The sequence below is a fragment of the Arthrobacter sp. FW306-06-A genome, from assembly GCF_021870055.1.
Lineage (GTDB): Bacteria > Actinomycetota > Actinomycetes > Actinomycetales > Micrococcaceae > Arthrobacter.
Map to the genome: position 1 here is coordinate 2,972,147 of NZ_CP084552.1, position 15,770 is coordinate 2,987,916.

13 protein-coding genes are annotated in these 15,770 nt (G+C 64.7%); 3 read left to right on the forward strand and 10 right to left on the reverse strand.

Annotated features, from left to right (window positions below; genetic code table 11):
- Window positions 1-31: 31 nt before the first annotated feature.
- Together LFT49_RS13845 and LFT49_RS13850 are read right to left on the reverse strand one after the other, a co-directional pair.
- Window positions 32-1,336, reverse strand: coding sequence for an AAA family ATPase (locus tag LFT49_RS13845; protein WP_237428519.1), 1,305 nt, complete (start codon window positions 1,334-1,336; stop codon window positions 32-34).
- Window positions 1,333-1,974 (reverse strand): hypothetical protein, encoded by a 642-nt coding sequence (locus tag LFT49_RS13850; RefSeq protein WP_236820069.1) that lies wholly within the window; start codon window positions 1,972-1,974, stop codon window positions 1,333-1,335. Before LFT49_RS13850 ends, LFT49_RS13845 begins: the two co-directional genes overlap by 4 nt.
- A 152-nt stretch (window positions 1,975-2,126) precedes the next feature.
- Here LFT49_RS13850 and LFT49_RS13855 point away from each other — a divergent pair, with 152 nt between their 5' ends.
- Complete coding sequence (locus LFT49_RS13855; RefSeq protein ID WP_018768505.1) at window positions 2,127-2,342, forward strand: helix-turn-helix domain-containing protein; 216 nt, start codon at window positions 2,127-2,129, stop codon at window positions 2,340-2,342.
- Between the two features lie 33 nt (window positions 2,343-2,375).
- On the opposite strand, the gene LFT49_RS13860 is transcribed toward LFT49_RS13855, so the two are convergent.
- On the reverse strand, window positions 2,376-2,939 hold the full coding sequence (locus LFT49_RS13860) for a hypothetical protein (RefSeq protein WP_236820071.1): 564 nt from the start codon (window positions 2,937-2,939) through the stop codon (window positions 2,376-2,378).
- A gap of 139 nt (window positions 2,940-3,078) precedes the next feature.
- Here LFT49_RS13860 and LFT49_RS13865 point away from each other — a divergent pair, with 139 nt between their 5' ends.
- Window positions 3,079-3,951: a LysM peptidoglycan-binding domain-containing protein gene (locus LFT49_RS13865; RefSeq protein WP_237428520.1), complete on the forward strand. Its 873-nt coding sequence runs from the start codon at window positions 3,079-3,081 to the stop codon at window positions 3,949-3,951.
- A gap of 217 nt (window positions 3,952-4,168) precedes the next feature.
- Window positions 4,169-4,546: an Rv3235 family protein gene (locus LFT49_RS13870; protein ID WP_236820081.1), complete on the forward strand. Its 378-nt coding sequence runs from the start codon at window positions 4,169-4,171 to the stop codon at window positions 4,544-4,546.
- A gap of 120 nt (window positions 4,547-4,666) precedes the next feature.
- On the opposite strand, the gene secA is transcribed toward LFT49_RS13870, so the two are convergent.
- From secA to mtrA, 7 genes are all read right to left on the reverse strand, one after another.
- Entirely contained in the window at window positions 4,667-7,408 is a 2,742-nt protein-coding gene (gene secA, locus LFT49_RS13875; protein ID WP_236798915.1) for a preprotein translocase subunit SecA, read from the reverse strand.
- Between the two features lie 99 nt (window positions 7,409-7,507).
- Window positions 7,508-8,719, reverse strand: coding sequence for a winged helix-turn-helix domain-containing protein (locus LFT49_RS13880; protein WP_237428521.1), 1,212 nt, complete (start codon window positions 8,717-8,719; stop codon window positions 7,508-7,510).
- 32 nt (window positions 8,720-8,751) lie between these two features.
- The gene (hpf, locus tag LFT49_RS13885; protein WP_236798917.1) at window positions 8,752-9,477 is read right to left on the reverse strand and encodes a ribosome hibernation-promoting factor, HPF/YfiA family; all 726 of its coding nucleotides are present in this window, start codon (window positions 9,475-9,477) and stop codon (window positions 8,752-8,754) included.
- Window positions 9,478-9,621: 144 nt separating this feature from the next.
- Entirely contained in the window at window positions 9,622-10,584 is a 963-nt protein-coding gene (locus tag LFT49_RS13890) for a ComF family protein (RefSeq protein WP_237428522.1), read from the reverse strand.
- A 135-nt stretch (window positions 10,585-10,719) separates the two neighbouring features.
- Window positions 10,720-12,435 carry an LpqB family beta-propeller domain-containing protein gene (locus tag LFT49_RS13895; protein ID WP_237428523.1) on the reverse strand — a complete coding sequence of 572 codons (1,716 nt, stop codon included), beginning with the start codon at window positions 12,433-12,435 and terminating at the stop codon, window positions 10,720-10,722.
- Window positions 12,432-14,363, reverse strand: coding sequence for an MtrAB system histidine kinase MtrB (gene mtrB / locus LFT49_RS13900; protein ID WP_237428524.1), 1,932 nt, complete (start codon window positions 14,361-14,363; stop codon window positions 12,432-12,434). The genes LFT49_RS13895 and mtrB overlap by 4 nt, the downstream gene beginning before the upstream one ends.
- Window positions 14,364-14,424: 61 nt before the next feature.
- Window positions 14,425-15,099 carry an MtrAB system response regulator MtrA gene (gene mtrA, locus LFT49_RS13905; protein WP_018768515.1) on the reverse strand — a complete coding sequence of 225 codons (675 nt, stop codon included), beginning with the start codon at window positions 15,097-15,099 and terminating at the stop codon, window positions 14,425-14,427.
- Window positions 15,100-15,770: the final 671 nt, after the last annotated feature.

The following is a 15,770-nucleotide window of genomic DNA, read 5'->3' on the forward strand; positions in this document are numbered from 1 at the left end:
TCGCCGCACCTTTGCAGCTCTTATGGCGAGCCTAGTCCTTCGCCCTTCGCCATGGTGTGGAAGAAATTACAGAGGATCTGCGCTTTCGCTGGTCTGGTGCACAAACGAGTTCGCGGATTGCCCGGCGCAGGTCCGAATCCGGGGCAGCCTCCAGCAGCAGGGATCCTGACAGGAGGGCGGCGTCGGCGGCACGGCGATCATGGGGCAGGAATGCCGTCAGTTCCGAGGCCGGCGCGTACCTGTCCCAAGCATCGCGCAATTGGCGCTCCGGATCCCTCCCGACGGAGGAGGAACGCACTTTATTCATCAGGACGGTGGGTGACGCCTGCGGAACTGCGTCTCCAAGCTCGGCAAGCGCACGCACCATCCGGGGTACGCCCACGGGATCAGCGGCGCCGATGGCATAGACGGTGTCAGCCAGCTCCAGCGGGCGCAGTGTGGCCGCGTTGCGGCGCGGCGCCATGGTATCGAAACTCAGTTCCTCGTCGGCTTCCAGGCAGAAGCCGGTATCGACCACTACCACATCGGCGATTTCCCGGGCCCGCTCAAGAACCAGCGCCAGGGCCGTGGCACGGATTTCTGTCCATCGATCCGCCCGGGTGATGCCCGTCAGCACCCGGAACTGCCCTGATGCCGTAGCGACGGTGGCGGCGACCTTTCGGAGTGCATCCGCATCCAGCTGCCCGTGATCGGCGAGCCTGCATGCCTGGGCCAGCCCGGCCGATTCGTCTAGGAGACCGAGTACTGCGGCCACGCTGGCGCCGTATGTGTCGGCGTCGACCAGGAGGACGTCCTGGCCGTCGGCCGCCATCTCGCCCGCGATGTTCACTGCCACCGTGGTCCTTCCGGGAGATCCCGCTGGCCCCCAGACGACGACGAGCCTTCCGGTTCCGCGCCCTTCCGCCTCCTGCTCCGGCCCCACAGGAACGGTTGCCAGCGCAGCTCCGGTATCAGCGGCCGTGCTGAGGCTGACCGGACGGACCGCGCCCGTAAGCTGCGCGACGGCGTCGGCAATCTTGTCGGAAAGCTCCGCCGACTCAACCCGCGTCAACGCCGAGGCGACGCCAATTTTGCGGAGCCTCGCAGCCTCCTCCGCGTTGTCGGTCAGCGCGATGATCGCGACGCCAACTGCCCCAAGGCGGTCGACCAGGGAAGCCGTTAACCCTTCAGACCCATCGGCGATCACGGCCGCCCGGGCCAGTCCGCTCTGGCAGGCCGACAGCAGTTCGGGAAGTTCCGCGCACCGGCGTACCACCGTGACCGGACCGTGCAGTCTTTCGAGACCCCCAACCAGGTCCTCACGGCTTTGGCCGACGGTGACGACGGGAATGTTCATCGGGCGCCGCCCGGGTTCCAGACGACGGATATCTTTGCCTCATTTGCCTGGGCGCCCAGCAAGGCAGGCATCTGCTTGTCCTCGACCAGGACCATGAGCACGGTGGTTTTCGACGACCCAAGCGCGGTGGACCCGTTGGCGACCTCTGCAATTTCCGCTCCGGGAAGGATGAGCTTGGGCTCGGTGAAACCGTTTTTCGCGTCGGGCTGGGCCACCCAGACGTCTACGCGGGCACCGGCGACTGCCTGCGAGGGCAAAGTCTGCTCGACATTGAGGGCAACGGGCTTTCGGTTCAGCTGGTCCACCGCACCAAGGCTCGCCCGGGGAACAAGCTGGTCCTTTCCAATCCTCTGCATGGCGACGACATCCTGGGGCAGGCCGGCCTCCACTGTGATGTAGTGCTGTTCCGTGTCGCCCAGCCGGACCTTGGCGCGCACCACATTCTCCGGCGTCAGGCGCTCGCCAACAGCAATGCCCTCCCGCGCGGCGTAAACCTCGGTGGTTCGGTCTGCGCTGCCCACCAGGAAGATGACCCCCGCGATGGATGCCAGGACCAGGAGGATGCCCACCAGCAGCCGCGGGTCCTTCCACGAAGGGCGCTTCAGCCGTGGCGCAGTGGTGCTTGAATCAGGAACCATACCGTTCTCCCCCTAGGTACACCGGACCTGCCCGCTCTGGCCGGACTTCTCATTGTTACCGCAAGGCCACGCGAACAAAAGTCAATTATCCAAATACCGCCAAACTGTGGATAACAGGCACATAAGATGCCAGTTGATGGCAAAATGGATGCATGCCAAGGTTCCTCACGCTTGCAGATGTCGCAGAGCAACTCCAGATCAACTCCCCTGCCGCATACGCCTTGGTCCGCAGCGGCGAATTGAAGGCCATCCAGGTCGGCGGCCGCGGGCAATGGCGGGTGGAAGAGAAGATGCTGGAGCAATACATCGAGGAACGCTACGCCGAGGCCAGCCGCATGATTCAGGAGTCACGCTCCAAGTCCGTTTGACGCCTCACCCCCTTCACAGGTCCACGGCCGGAGTCAGCCGGCCTTGGGCGACCTGATCATGGCCAGGACAGTGAAGGGGATTGCTGACACTTCACGGACACTCCGGCTCCTCCGCACCTCTCCGGGAGTGACCGAGGCCAGGTCTATATAGTCCCTGCCGACCCGGTCGATAACGCCGGCCAGCCGCAGTGCGCCGCCTCCCCCTGAAATGGTCACGGACAGTTCCGCACGGTCGCGGGCAAGGCCACGGAGGGCGTGGGCAAGCCCAATTGAGCGGCGGACCGGTGAGTTTTCCGGCAACGCGTGCCTACCGAGCCCGACGTACCGCGCCGCAGCAGCATAGGGGATGAGCACTTGGTGCTGATCTTCGTCGAGGACCAGTGCGTCCGCTCCGGCATGCCTGAGTTCCCCGCGCGCTGATTCTCCACAAAGCAGGTAAACGCCGATGCGGCACCCGACGGCCGCACGCAACCGGTGCTCGAGCGGAACGCTGACCATCTCAGCCCGGGTCCGCTCGTTGATCTCGCTGTCAAGCGCCAGTCGGTCGGCCTCCGCGAACTGGCTTTCCATGTCGTTGAAGAGAGCATCCCAGCGCATCCCGACAGAGTAGGGTGCCCTGCCCGGTCAGTCAACGGCTTCGCCTTTTCCTCTCCAACGTATGGACAAATGCCAATGGTTCACAGCAGACTTGGTCAAGTGGCATCAAACAGCATCAAACCGCATTAAAGGAGTAGTAATGGCACGTTCCAAAGAGGCGGGGTGGTCCAATGCCGTCATGGCTCTGGCCCTTCTGGCGTTGGGCATTCTGCTTTGCTTCCTGGGGGTTGGCCTGCTTGGACAGTGGCAGACCTCGGCGGCCCGCAACCAGGAAGCACCCGTCGGCGTTCTTTTAGGGGCGGCCGCGGCGGCGGCCGGCTTGGGCCTTCTGCTGTGGTGGGCCTTCTCGATCCTGGCCGCAGGTGCGTCGGTTTTGCTGGAACACCTCGGACGACGGCGTGCGGCGGCTGCCGCGCGCAGGCTGTCTCCCGCCTTTATGCGGCGGGCGGTGGTTGCCGCCCTGTCGCTGCAACTTGTGGCAGGAGCCGCGGCGAATGCCGCGCCGGCCACACCTGGGCCTGAGTGGACGCCGACCCAGGCATACGCAGCGTCAGTTCCATCGGACCCTGCGGCCCTGGGCACTGCTGAGGGGCGAGGCAGGACCCTTGGCGCTGGCGGTACGCAGGTCCCAACGCCAACGGTTGTTGCGGACGACGCGCCAGGAGCGCTTGAAGACCCTGCGACGGCGCGCAGTTCACGCAGTGAACCTCCTGACGCCACACTCGACCCCGGCTGGCAGCCAGCTCCCCCGATGGTGGAACCCGGTTTGCTGGTGGGACCGCAAACGAGAAGTACCTCCGGTCCAGACTCGGGTGGCGAGGGAACCGCAGTAACCGTAATCGCCGGCGACACGCTATGGGACATCGTGGCCACCTATCTGGGACCGGAGGCATCCGACGTGGACGTAGCCCTTGAATGGCCGCGGTGGTATGCAACAAACCGCGCCCTAATCGGCGGAAGTCCTGACGTCCTGCTTCCCGGCCAAATACTGCAGGCGCCTGCGGCGCCGTAACCAGGGCCACTCGGCCCGGGTGCCTTTCGCCAATTCCGGCCGGCGGCCTTACCGGCAGGCCTGCCACACTCCATCAAACGATTTGAACCAGGAGAACACAATGACTGCAGCGACATCTGTCGGGACCGTCCAGGGGATTGACGCCACCAGGGGAATCGGGGGGAGGGGCATGGTGCAAAGGCGCCCTGCGCCGGCACCGGGGGCCCAGCCTCCCGGGGTGAAGCCAGCTCTGCAGCCGGTCAATGAGGCGGCGGAAGTCAGGGCGATCACGAGGGGGACGATCCAGGCCGCCATGGAAGTCCTGGCCGGAATCCGACCCGTCCACCAGTTGGCGCGGCGCCTTGATCCCCGGTGCCTGGCGTCCCTGCAGCACCGGGCGGCACTGATCAGGCGCGAAATAACGAGGACTGGAAACCCTGCGCTGGCCCGGCTGCACCGGAACTCGACGGTCCGCTCGGTGCGGTTATGTGAGGTGGCCGACGGAATCTATGAGGCCAGCGCCGTGGTGGTGGATGATGTACGCGCCCGTGCCGTTGCTGTCCGGCTTGAGCGCAGCAAACAGGTATGGCGGATAGTTGAACTCGTCATCGGCTGATTCTTTTGGGGACGGGCATTGGCGGAGAACAACAGCGAGGCGGCAGCAAGCAGGGCAGGGACGCTTCCGTCCCTGCCCTGCTTGCTGCCGCCAATGCTTCCGGCGGGGTTGCCGGTGTTGCTAACGCTTTTTCTTCTTCGCCGGCCGTTTCGCGGCATCCTGGGCTGCTGCCTTGGCAGGGTTTCCGGAACGTCCGCCCCCGGACCGGGTTTCCACCCGGGTCTGCGTTCCACCGCTCTCAGAGGGAGCGGTGTACTGCAGTTGGGCAGGCTTCTCCGGAGCTTCCAGGCCGGCAGCGCGAACCTGGGGGTCCATGTGCTCGGTGTGGCCCCCCGCAGCGTCCTGCACAACCACATCCTGGGCAGGGGTCACTTCCACCTCAAGGTTGAAGAGGAAGCCAACACTCTCCTCCCGGATGGCTTCCATCATGCTTTGGAACATCGCGAAACCTTCGCGCTGGTACTCCACCAGCGGATCGCGTTGTGCCATGGCCCGCAGGCCGATGCCCTCCTTGAGGTAGTCCATCTCGTAGAGGTGTTCCTGCCATTTCCGGCCGATGACAGAGAGCACCACGCGGCGCTCAAGCTCGCGCATGCTTTCGGAACCAATGACCTCTTCCCGGGCTTGGTACACCAGGCGGGCGTCGGAAAGGATTTCCTCCTTCAGCATCTCCACGGTGACCCTGGACTTGCCGCCGGCCTCTTCGATGATGTCTTCGGCGGTAACGCTGACAGGGTAGAGCGTCTTGAGGTTTGTCCACAGCTGGTGGAAGTCCCAGTCGTCGCCGTTTCCTTCTGCGGTTGCGGCGTCGATGAGGGCCGTGATGGTGTCCTCGATGAAGAACTGCACCTTTTCGTGCAGGTCGTCGCCCTCAAGGATGCGCCGGCGGTCGCTGTAGATGGCCTCACGCTGGCGGTTGAGGACGTCGTCGTACTTCAACACATTCTTGCGCTGCTCGGCGTTGCGGCCTTCCACCTGTCCCTGGGCGGAAGCGATGGCCCGCGAGACGAGTTTGGATTCCAGCGCCACGTCGTCCGGGACGGAGCTGTTCATCAACCGCTCTGCGGCCCCGGAATTGAAGAGCCGCATCAGGTCATCGGTCAGCGAAAGGTAGAAGCGCGATTCGCCGGGGTCGCCCTGTCGGCCGGACCGGCCGCGGAGCTGGTTGTCGATGCGGCGTGACTCGTGGCGTTCGGTGCCAAGGACATACAGTCCCCCGAGGTTCAGGACTTCCTCGTGTTCATCCTTCACGGACTGCTTGGCTTCTTCGAGGGCAGCGGGCCAGGCGGCCTCGTACTCTTCCGAGTTCTCCTCCGGGTCCAGCCCCCGCTTGGCGAGCTCGGCGACGGCAGTGAATTCGGCGTTGCCGCCGAGCATGATGTCGGTACCACGGCCGGCCATGTTGGTGGCCACGGTGACGGCGCCCTTCCGCCCTGCCTGCGCGACGATGGCAGCTTCGCGTGCATGGTTCTTGGCGTTCAGGACCTCGTGCCGGATGCCCTCCTTGGCCAGGAGCTTGGACAGGTACTCGCTCTTTTCCACGCTGGTGGTGCCAACCAGGACGGGCTGGCCTTTTTCGTGCCGTTCGGCGATATCGCGAACCACGGCGTCGAACTTGACAACTTCGTTCTTGAACACCAGGTCCGACTGGTCGATCCGCTGCATGTCGCGGTTGGTTGGAATGGCCACAACACCCAGCTTATAGGTGCTCATGAACTCAGCTGCCTCAGTTTCAGCGGTACCCGTCATGCCCGAAAGCTTGCTGTACATGCGGAAGTAGTTCTGCAGCGTCACGGTGGCCAGCGTCTGGTTCTCGGCCTTGATCTCGACGCCTTCCTTGGCCTCGATCGCCTGGTGCATGCCTTCGTTGTAGCGGCGTCCGGCCAGGATGCGGCCGGTGTGCTCGTCAACAATGAGGACTTCGCCATCCAGGATGACGTAGTCCTTGTCCCGCTTGAACAGTTCCTTGGCCTTGATGGCGTTGTTCAGGAATCCGATCAGCGGGGTGTTCGCGGATTCGTAAAGGTTGGTGATGCCGAGGTAGTCCTCGACCTTTTCGATCCCGCTCTCCAGGACGCCGACGGTGCGCTTCTTCTCGTCGACTTCGTAGTCCTTCTCGGGCTGCAGCCGGAGCACGACTTTTGCGAATTCGCTGTACCAGCGGTTGGTGTCGCCCTGGGCCGGGCCGGAGATGATCAGCGGCGTCCGTGCCTCGTCGATCAGGATGGAGTCGACTTCGTCGACGATGGCAAAGTTGTGCCCGCGCTGGACGAGTTCATTCCGGTCCCAGGCCATGTTGTCGCGCAGGTAGTCGAAGCCAAACTCGTTATTGGTTCCATAGGTGATGTCTGCCGCGTACTGCTGGCGGCGTACGGCCGGATCCTGGTTGGCGAGGATAACGCCGCTGGTCAAACCAAGGAAACGGTACACGCGGCCCATGAGCTCGGACTGGTATTCAGCGAGGTAGTCGTTAACGGTGATCACGTGCACGCCCTTGCCGGTGAGGGCGTTCAGGTAGGCGGGAGCGGTCGCCACCAGGGTCTTGCCTTCACCGGTCTTCATTTCAGCGATATTGCCCAGGTGCAGGGCGGCGCCGCCCATCAGCTGGACGTCGAAGTGGCGCATCCCCAGGGTGCGTGAGGAGGCTTCCCGCACGGCGGCAAATGCCTCCGGAAGCAGGTCGTCGAGTTTCTCACCGTCCCGGTGGCGTTCGCGGAGACGATCGGTCTCCTCACGCAGCTCGGCGTCGGTAAAGGTCTTGAATGAGTCTTCGAGGGCGTTGATGGAATCGGCATAGTTCCGCAGCTGCCGGAGTGTTTTCTTGTCACCCGTGCGGAGAATTTTTTCGATAAGTGATGCCACGTGAAGATGCTCCCAGTCTGATGCCGCCGAATTCTGGCGTGTTCAGTCTACGGGAGAGACACGCAGCCGGTGCCCCTTTTCCCTCAGAGCGGATACTCCCTACAGGCGTGCCAGCTCCCGGGACAGAACCACGGCGAGGTCGCCTGCCTCCCCCACTTCCACCTCCGGCAGGCCAAGCCATTGGCCCATTAGCTTCAGCTCGGCAGCGAGTTCGACGGCGGTGTCCACCGGCGCGTCCGGCTCGGCAAAAGCGGACCTCACCAACAGCCGGCCGCCAGCCCTGTCCGCTTTCAGGTCGACCCGTGCCACGATGCGGTCCCGGAGAAGGAAGGGCAGGACGTAGTATCCGAAGCGCCGTTTTGGCTCGGGCGTGTAGATCTCGATCCGGTAATGGAACCCGAACAGTTCCCACAGGCGTCGGCGCTCGAAAACCAGGGAATCGAAGGGGCTCAACAGGGCACGGCCGGTGGCACGCCGTGGCAGTGTCGCTTCCACGTGCCGGAAGACGTCCCGCCCCCAGCCAGTGACCGTGACAGGTTCCAGCCTGCCTTGCTGCACGAGGTGCTCCACGGCCTGGGCGGTTGCTTTGACCGGGGTCCGGAAGTAGTCCGCGAAGCAGCGGATGCTTCCGATTCCGTGCGCCAGCGCGGCAGAATCGGTGAGCCGCTGGAGTGCTGCCGTTGGGTCCACGTCCCGGACTTCAGGAGCCGGGGACGGCAGGACCTTGGATGTCAGCGTGTACCTGCGCTCGAATTGCCCGGTCCTGGAGGCCGCCGATATCAGGCCTTCTTCAAAGAGGTCTTCCAGCACGCGTTTCACTGCATTCCAGTTCCAGCCCCAGTTAACCGACTGTTTTTCCTCCACGTGGCCAAGCCGGGCTGTCAGTTCCGAGGCGGTCATGGGCCGGGACCGGGCAAGGACTGCCAAGATCCGGGCAGCGACGTCAGCGCGGATCACGGGGTCCAGCCGGGAGGCGCCCACCCAGGACCGCTTCTGCCATGGAATCAGGTCGTGGTAATGCTCCGGCCGGATATAGCTCGCTTCGTGGGCCCAGTACTCCAGCATACGGCGGGGGTGGCTGGCTGACATGCGTTGCAGGATGTCGCGGTCGTAATTGCCAAGCCTGGAATAGAAGGGCAGGAAATGACTCCGGACCAGGACGTTGACGGAATCGATCTGGACGAGCTGCAGTCGGGCAAAAGTACGGCCCACCGTCCGTGCTGTCACGGGGCCAGTGGGCCGTCCTTTATGGAGTCCCTGTGCTGCCAGTGCGATCCGCCGGGCCTGGTCAAGGCTCAGCGTTGCTGACAATTGAGTCCTCTCTGGCGGTGGTTTAATCCACCTTATGCGTTAGCGGCGGCGTCATCCGAGCGGTAGGCCAGGACCTTTTCCTCCACGGCAGTGTCCCCTGGCTCGCATTCGTGGTCCAGGGTGATGACTCCGTAGGTCCAGCCGCGGCGGCGGTACACGACGGACGGCGTGTTGGTCGCCTTGTCCACGAAAAGATAGAAGTCATGGCCGACGAGCTCCATGTTGTCCACGGCATCGTCGAGGGTCATTGAAGCAGCGGGAAAGACCTTGCGCCGGATCAGTACCGGCGAACTCCCGGCCGGGATGTCATTCTCGACATCGTAAGGGGATTTTTCTTCCGGTGCCTGCGCGGTTTCGCTCCTGCGGTTGGCTTCAAGGTACAGCGGTTCGTGCGCGCTGGCTGGTTCAAGGGTGGCTGTTGCTTCACGGACAGCCTTGGGCGTGTGGCGGCCGTGGTGGACCTTCTTACGGTCCTTTGCCCGCCGGAGCCGTTCAAGCAGTTTGTTGTAGGCGAGGTCAAAGGCGGCAAATTTGTCTGCGGCGCTCGCTTCGGCACGAATTACGGGGCCCCGGCCCAGGACTGTCACCTCGACGGTCAACTGGTCGCCGGTCTGCCGGGCATTGGTCTCCTTGGAGACTTTCGTATCGACCCGCTGGATCTTGTCACCCAACGATTCGATCTTTGCGATCTTTTCCCCGGCGTATTCGCGGAACCGGTCTGAAACTGTCAGATTTCGTCCGCTGATCATAAACTCCATGGTGCCCTCCAAATGACTTCGGTGACACGACGGCGGCACTTCCATGGGCCGGGCTGCCTGACAGTCGAGCCCCTCTCCGAGCCGCCATCGAAAGGTACATTCTGTTCTTGGTACCCACCTCAGACGTTAGTTCATAGCCACCCGTTATTCATCCTTTCCCGGTTTATTTTTTTCTAAGTCATGGTGGTTCACTGGCCGTACCGCGGGTACCGCCTCCGGGTCCGGCGCGTCGGGTGGGCGTGTCGCCGCCAGCACGACAGCGCCCCTCACCTGGGCGCCGGCAAGGTGCAGCGCCCGGGCCGCTTCGCCAAGGGTGGCGCCGGTGGTCAGGACGTCGTCGATGAGGATGCAGGGGCGTCCTGCGACCTTTTCCCGGACAGTGGATCTGACCTGCATGGACCCCCGGACCCGTTGTGACCGGGCTCCCCGACCCAGCCCCTTTTGACCCCCCAACGCTTCCCGGCTGACAAGCCCCTTGCACCGGTCCGGAAAGCGGCGTCCGGATGCCGGGGCCTTACGCAGGACATCGGCGACGTCGAACCCCGGCAATTGCCGTGCCGCCTGCTTCAGCAAGAGGTGGACGGGACTGAAACCCCGGTTGACATACGCGGACGTGCTGGTGGGCACCGGAACCAACAGGAACCCGGTGCCGCCACGTGCTGCTGCCCTGACTGCCGAGGCCAGCGCGCGGCCAAGGCTTTTGGCAAGCTGGTGCTGCCCATGCCGCTTGAACGACAACAGCCCCTGTGCCAGTTCGTCGCGGTACACACCTGCTGCCACCACCGGCAGCATGACGGTCCCCGCAACGTCCATCAGGGCCGGCGCCCCCCTTTCGGCGCGGAAGGGCTGCCTGGTCAGCTGCCGGAGGCGGCCGGCGCAGGATGGGCAAAGGCTGTGGTCCTCCGATCCGCAGCACACGCAGTCCACCGGGACCGCCAAAGCGAGGAGTTCTTCCGCAGCACCGGTCACCCAGTCGAGAAGGCGCAGGAAGGCCGCCTGGTGCTCAGCGCGGTGCAGTGCCGCCGAGGGCGGCGGCGGGCAAAGATCGGGATCGATGACCCGCCTACGATTGCGGCCGCGATCGGCTGGATCCTTTCCTGGCTTCATACCGTCCACCGTCCCACTGTGGACCAGATCCAGGGGCAGCGGGCAGCCAGCCGGCGGCTATGTGGACAAGACGGGATCCCAACCCGACGAAGCGCTGCGCTGCCTGCACGTTGCCAGCTCGGGGGCAGAAGAGGATCAGCCCGGGAATGCCGGATCGATGGGCCCCTTGATTTGCGGCGACCAGCCATTGCCGAGGCGCTGGAAGATCCCTTCCCCGGACTGCACGTAGAGGTCGTCGGCGCCATTTCCGGCGCTGATGGCGACCAGGCCCGGCCAGGGAGCCAACTGCTGCGGCTGCCCGGAAGTCAGGGACAGAAGTTCCGGCGTGACATTCGTACCGGCGGCCCCCTTCATGACCGCCACGGTGGTGCCGTTCACCCAGACGCCTTGGTCGGGATCACTGGAAGCCACCAAGGTGATGGGCACCGTCAGCTCCCGCGGTGTGCCGTCCCCGGCCCGGATCACGCCCGCTACCTGTACCTTGGACTTGCCGTTTTGTTCGGAAATGACCAGGGCGCGCACCCCGTCGCGCGAGATACGGAGTTCCTTCACCGTGCGGCCGGCGAGCCAAGCGGGTGCCATCGTTACGGACGGGACTGCTGCTCCTTCCGCCACGCCGGCGGGGTGGAAGGCCACCACTTCGGTGGCACCCGTGGCGCCCGGCCCCGCTGTCCATACCCAGTCGCTAAGACTGATGGACGGCCGGCTGAGGGTGCTCCTGGTGGTCAGGGAACGCGCAGGTTGCCCTGGGCTGATGCTGTACAGCGTGGTTCGGCCGTCGTTGAGGAAGGCCGCAGTCTGCGAGACCGGAGACTCGGCAGGATACCGGGGATTGAGCGCTGAAACCGGCTGCATGTCCGGCAGCGGCGACACCCGGTTGTTCTCGTACCGCACCAGTTCATTACCGCTAATGGCGATCTGCCGCGACGGCACGGTCTTGTCCAGCACCGGCGGAAGGACACTCCCGTTGTCCTCCACCCGGACCAGGTCCTGGTTGGCGCGCAGCTCGACATTGACCACGTCGGGCTGGCTTCGGAATGTCAGCGTCAGCTGCATCTGCATGCGCAGCCGGTCCTCGGCCGATGTTTCCGTCAGTTCCTTGGCCGTCAGGTCCACCTGGGCCGCCCCGGACACGACGGGCACCGATTCACGGGCCAGCTTGATCCCGGAGGGAAAAGCGCTGGCGACGGCGCCGCGCAGGTATGGAGCAGGGCCGGCCAGCAATGCGCTAGTCATGGCCTTGACGGTCTTGTTCTTCAGGAACCAGCGGACGTCGGGGACGGCGTAAGTGAAGGTGGGGTCGTAAAAATAGATGGGGTAGGCGCCGTAGATCACCTTGAACGTTTCCTCCGCGATGGCTGTCCCGTCCGGAATCGCGGAGATCCGCCACTCCCCGTCCACCTGCGTCACCGTCACGGGAATACGTTCCACTGTTCCCGGCGGCGACTGCGTGGCGATGCCGTCCGCGTTCACCGTGTAGGAGACGTCCAGTTCGTAGTTGAAGACGTTCTCGGTGCCAGTGGGGACAACGCGGGCCTCCCGGTACACCAGGGCGCGCTTGTCCGGTTTCCAGGACACTGCCGATGCCTGCGTCAGGTATTGGCGGGCCACCGCGTAGTCGTCCTCGTAGCCGCTGCCGGCCCGGTAGAAGTAGTCGATGATGGTTTCCGGTGATGCGCCCGGTTGTGGCGCCGCCGGCAGGAACACCGGTGCACTGACGTTTCCCGCGCTGCTTTCGCTGCTCTTGCCCACCGGGCCGGACGTGGGGATCCGCGCGCAGCCCGACAGCAGGACGATCAGCAGCGCCAGCAGCGCCGCCGGGTACCTGGCGTGGCGCGCTGCCGCCTTCATGGTGTCTCCTCGGGTGCCCGCACCGGAGCAGGCCTGGCGGTGCCTGTTTGGAGCACCAGCATGTTCTTGTAGTCCTGTTCCGCCGGGATGCTTCCCGGCGCTCCCGGGATGGTGGCGTCCTTTGGTTCCAGTTGGACGGGCGACTCGGCGATCACGGCATCCTGCCGCAGCGGGAGGGTGAGCCGGAAGTTGGCACCATCCCCCTTCCTTCCCCAGGCCTGCAGCCAGCCGTGGTGCAGCTTTGTGTCTTCCATGGCGATGGACAGTCCCAGGCCACTGCCGCCGGTGGTGCGGGCGCGGGCGGGATCGGCACGCCAGAACCTGTCGAAAACCCGGGCAGCCTGTGCCTGGTCCATGCCAATGCCGTGGTCCCGGACCGCGACGCCGACGGCAGTTTCATTGGCCGCGACGGTGACCGTCACGGGTTTGCCCTCACCGTGCTCGACTGCGTTCAGGATCAGGTTCCGCAAAATCCTGTCAATCCGCCGCGCGTCCATTTCCACGATCATCGCCCCTTCGGGGGCAGCGAAAATGATTTCGGAGCCATACTCCGCGGCTACGGGTGCCGCTCCTTCAATGACGTGGGCGATCACCTGGAGCAGGTCCTCCGGCTCGGCATCCAGCATTGCCACGCCCGCATCGAAGCGGCTGATTTCAAGGAGGTCGGAGAGGAGGGACTGGAACCGCTCCACTTGGTTGTAGAGCAGCTCTGCGGACCGCTTGTTGATGGGGTCGAAATCATCACGCGCGTCATAGAGGACTTCTGCCGCCATCCGGACGGTGGTCAACGGCGTCCGCAATTCGTGCGAGACGTCGGAGACAAATCGCTGCTGCATCTGCGAAAGCGTTGCCAGTTGCGTGATCTGCTCCTGCAGGCTGGCTGCCATGTGGTTGAAGGAAGCGCCAAGGCGCGCCACCTCGTCCTCGCCCTTGACCACCATGCGCTCCTGCAACTGTCCGGCTGCCAGCTTCTCGGACACCATGGCGGCGTGGCTGACCGGGCTGACCACGTTGCGGGTGACGTACCAGGCTACGGCGCCGATCATGAGGACCAGCACGGCACCGCCGGCCCACAACACGCTCTGGATTTCGTTGAGCGTCTGCTGGGCGGTATTCAGGTCATAGATCAGGTAGAGCTCGTACACCGTGCCGTTGAAGGTCACTTTGTTCCCGACGGCGATTCCCGGCCGGTCCTCGGTGCCCACCGGGATGACCGTGGAGGCCCAGTACTGGTCCTTGCCGGAGTCCTGGACTGCCTTCCGCAGGTCCGCGGGGATGACACTGACGGTCAGCTGGTCGGAGGCGCGTGACTCCACCCAGCGGTTCCGGGGCTTGGTCTGGTTGGGCATCGCTTCGAAGACGTAGCGGCGCTGGATGACCGAACCACGGCCTTCCACGGCGCTCAGCGTGTCCGAAACCAAGGTGATAACGCTGGACTGGTCGGTGACCTGGGCGCCGTCGAACGTGTCCTGTACCTGCTTGACGTTGTAACGGGTCTCCGACTCTGCCTGGGTCAGCCGCTCCTGGAAGAGGTTGTTGGCGATCTGGTTGGACAGGTATGCGCCTACGACGGCAAACGAGGTCACGGCCAGCATGAGGGTGGTGAGGACGGTACGGAACTGCAGGGACCGGCGCCAGCGCTGCTGCAGGGCGCGGCCCAGGTACCTCAGGCCGGGAAGGAAGCGGCGGACGCCCGTGCGGACCAGGCGTGCCACGCGCAGGGCGACGATCAGGGCACGCCGCTGCCAAATCCTGGCCCTGAAGCCCACATGCCTGAGGACGGGAGTGATGCCATCCCGGGGACCGGGCGCGCCCTGTGAGCCAGCGTCCTGTGAGCCGGATCCCTGCGATGCAGCGTCGGGTGCGGCGCCGTCGCGGGGCGCGGTGTCCCCCGCGACGGCGTCCTGGCCCGCGGTGTTCCGGTCCATGCCGGCAACGACAGAGTGCGGGATTGTGCGCTGGTCCGGTTCCCCGTCCCGCGCGGAGGGGTCAGACCCCTGCTTTATAGCCGACACCACGCACCGTCAATACAACTTCCGGGGCTTCCGGGTCCTGCTCGATCTTGGACCGCAGTCGCTGGACATGGACGTTGACCAGCCTGGTGTCTGCAGCATGGCGGTATCCCCACACCTGCTCCAGCAGCAGCTCCCGGGTGAAGACCTGCCAGGGTTTACGGGCCAGTGCCACCAGGAGGTCGAATTCCAGCGGGGTCAGGGAGATCCGCTCATTGCCCCTGCTGACGGTGTGGCCGGCAACATCGATGGTGATGTCTGCGATGCGCAGTGTCTCGGGCGCCTTCTGGTCCCCGGGGCGAAGGCGGGCCCGCACGCGCGCCACCAACTCGGCGGGCTTGAAGGGTTTGGGCACGTAGTCATCAGCACCGGACTCGAGTCCGCGGACGACGTCGGAGGTATCCGACTTGGCGGTCAGCATGACGATGGGCACGTCCGACTCGCCGCGGATTTGCCGGCAGACCTCGATGCCGTCCATGCCGGGAAGCATGAGGTCGAGCAGGACCAGGTCCGGCCGCGATGACCGGAAGACGTCCAGCGCCTGGGCTCCGTCCGCGCAAAAGACCGGCTCGAAGCCGTCATTACGGAGGACAATTCCAATCATCTCGGCCAGCGCTTCGTCATCGTCTACCACCAGAATGCGTGCCTTCATAGCTATATATTCCCTTATCGAAATGGGTTTGTCCTGTTGAGCGGCTTCCGGCATGGCGGGAGTACTAGGCCGTCCGACGCCGGAACTATAGTCTTGGGGTCATGTCCCGCGCTGCCGGTGCGCACCTTCCGGCGGCTGGTACGGGGCGGGCAGACTGGTATTGGGGGAGGAATCAGTGTCACCACAGGAGTCGGGGCCCGGGGAACCCAGGCAGGAGCGGCCGCGGGATGCACCGGACGGCAGCACGCCCGTGTCGGCAGGCATGCCCGGACCGGAGACGCCAGGACCCGACGCGCCCAGGCCCGCAACGCCCAAACGAGGCGCGGGTGCATGGAACCAGCCGTGGGCGCCGCCCGGGCACCAACCCCACGAAGGCCAGCAATCACAGTCCGGGCAGCAGTCCCCTTGGGAGAAGCAGCAGCCATGGCAGCAACGGCCTCAAACACAGCCGTGGCAGCAGACGCCCGGCCAGCAACCGTCCGCGAATAACCCGTACGCCGGCGGCCCATACCCCGGCGCCTCCCCCTCTGGAAGCCAGACATACGGCGGGCAGACCAGCGGCGGGCAGCCGCCTAATGGTTCCCCTTACAACGGGTCCCAGTACAACGGCTCTGCCTATCCCGCTGCGCCTTATGGGGCATCGCCTTTCGGGGCATCACCGTATGGAGCAA

Bases quoted from the DNA above. Each gene is read 5' to 3' on its own strand.
- LFT49_RS13860 (WP_236820071.1), bottom strand. From the start codon at position 2,939: ATGCGCTGGGATGCTCTCTTCAACGACATGGAAAGCCAGTTCGCGGAG.
- LFT49_RS13845 (WP_237428519.1), bottom strand. From the start codon at position 1,336: ATGAACATTCCCGTCGTCACCGTCGGCCAAAGCCGTGAGGACCTGGTT.
- mtrB (WP_237428524.1), bottom strand. From the start codon at position 14,363: ATGGACCGGAACACCGCGGGCCAGGACGCCGTCGCGGGGGACACCGCG.
- LFT49_RS13890 (WP_237428522.1), bottom strand. From the start codon at position 10,584: ATGAAGCCAGGAAAGGATCCAGCCGATCGCGGCCGCAATCGTAGGCGG.
- mtrA (WP_018768515.1), bottom strand. From the start codon at position 15,099: ATGAAGGCACGCATTCTGGTGGTAGACGATGACGAAGCGCTGGCCGAG.
- hpf (WP_236798917.1), bottom strand. From the start codon at position 9,477: ATGGAGTTTATGATCAGCGGACGAAATCTGACAGTTTCAGACCGGTTC.
- LFT49_RS13850 (WP_236820069.1), bottom strand. From the start codon at position 1,974: ATGGTTCCTGATTCAAGCACCACTGCGCCACGGCTGAAGCGCCCTTCG.
- LFT49_RS13895 (WP_237428523.1), bottom strand. From the start codon at position 12,435: ATGAAGGCGGCAGCGCGCCACGCCAGGTACCCGGCGGCGCTGCTGGCG.
- LFT49_RS13855 (WP_018768505.1), top strand. From the start codon at position 2,127: ATGCCAAGGTTCCTCACGCTTGCAGATGTCGCAGAGCAACTCCAGATC.
- LFT49_RS13865 (WP_237428520.1), top strand. From the start codon at position 3,079: ATGGCACGTTCCAAAGAGGCGGGGTGGTCCAATGCCGTCATGGCTCTG.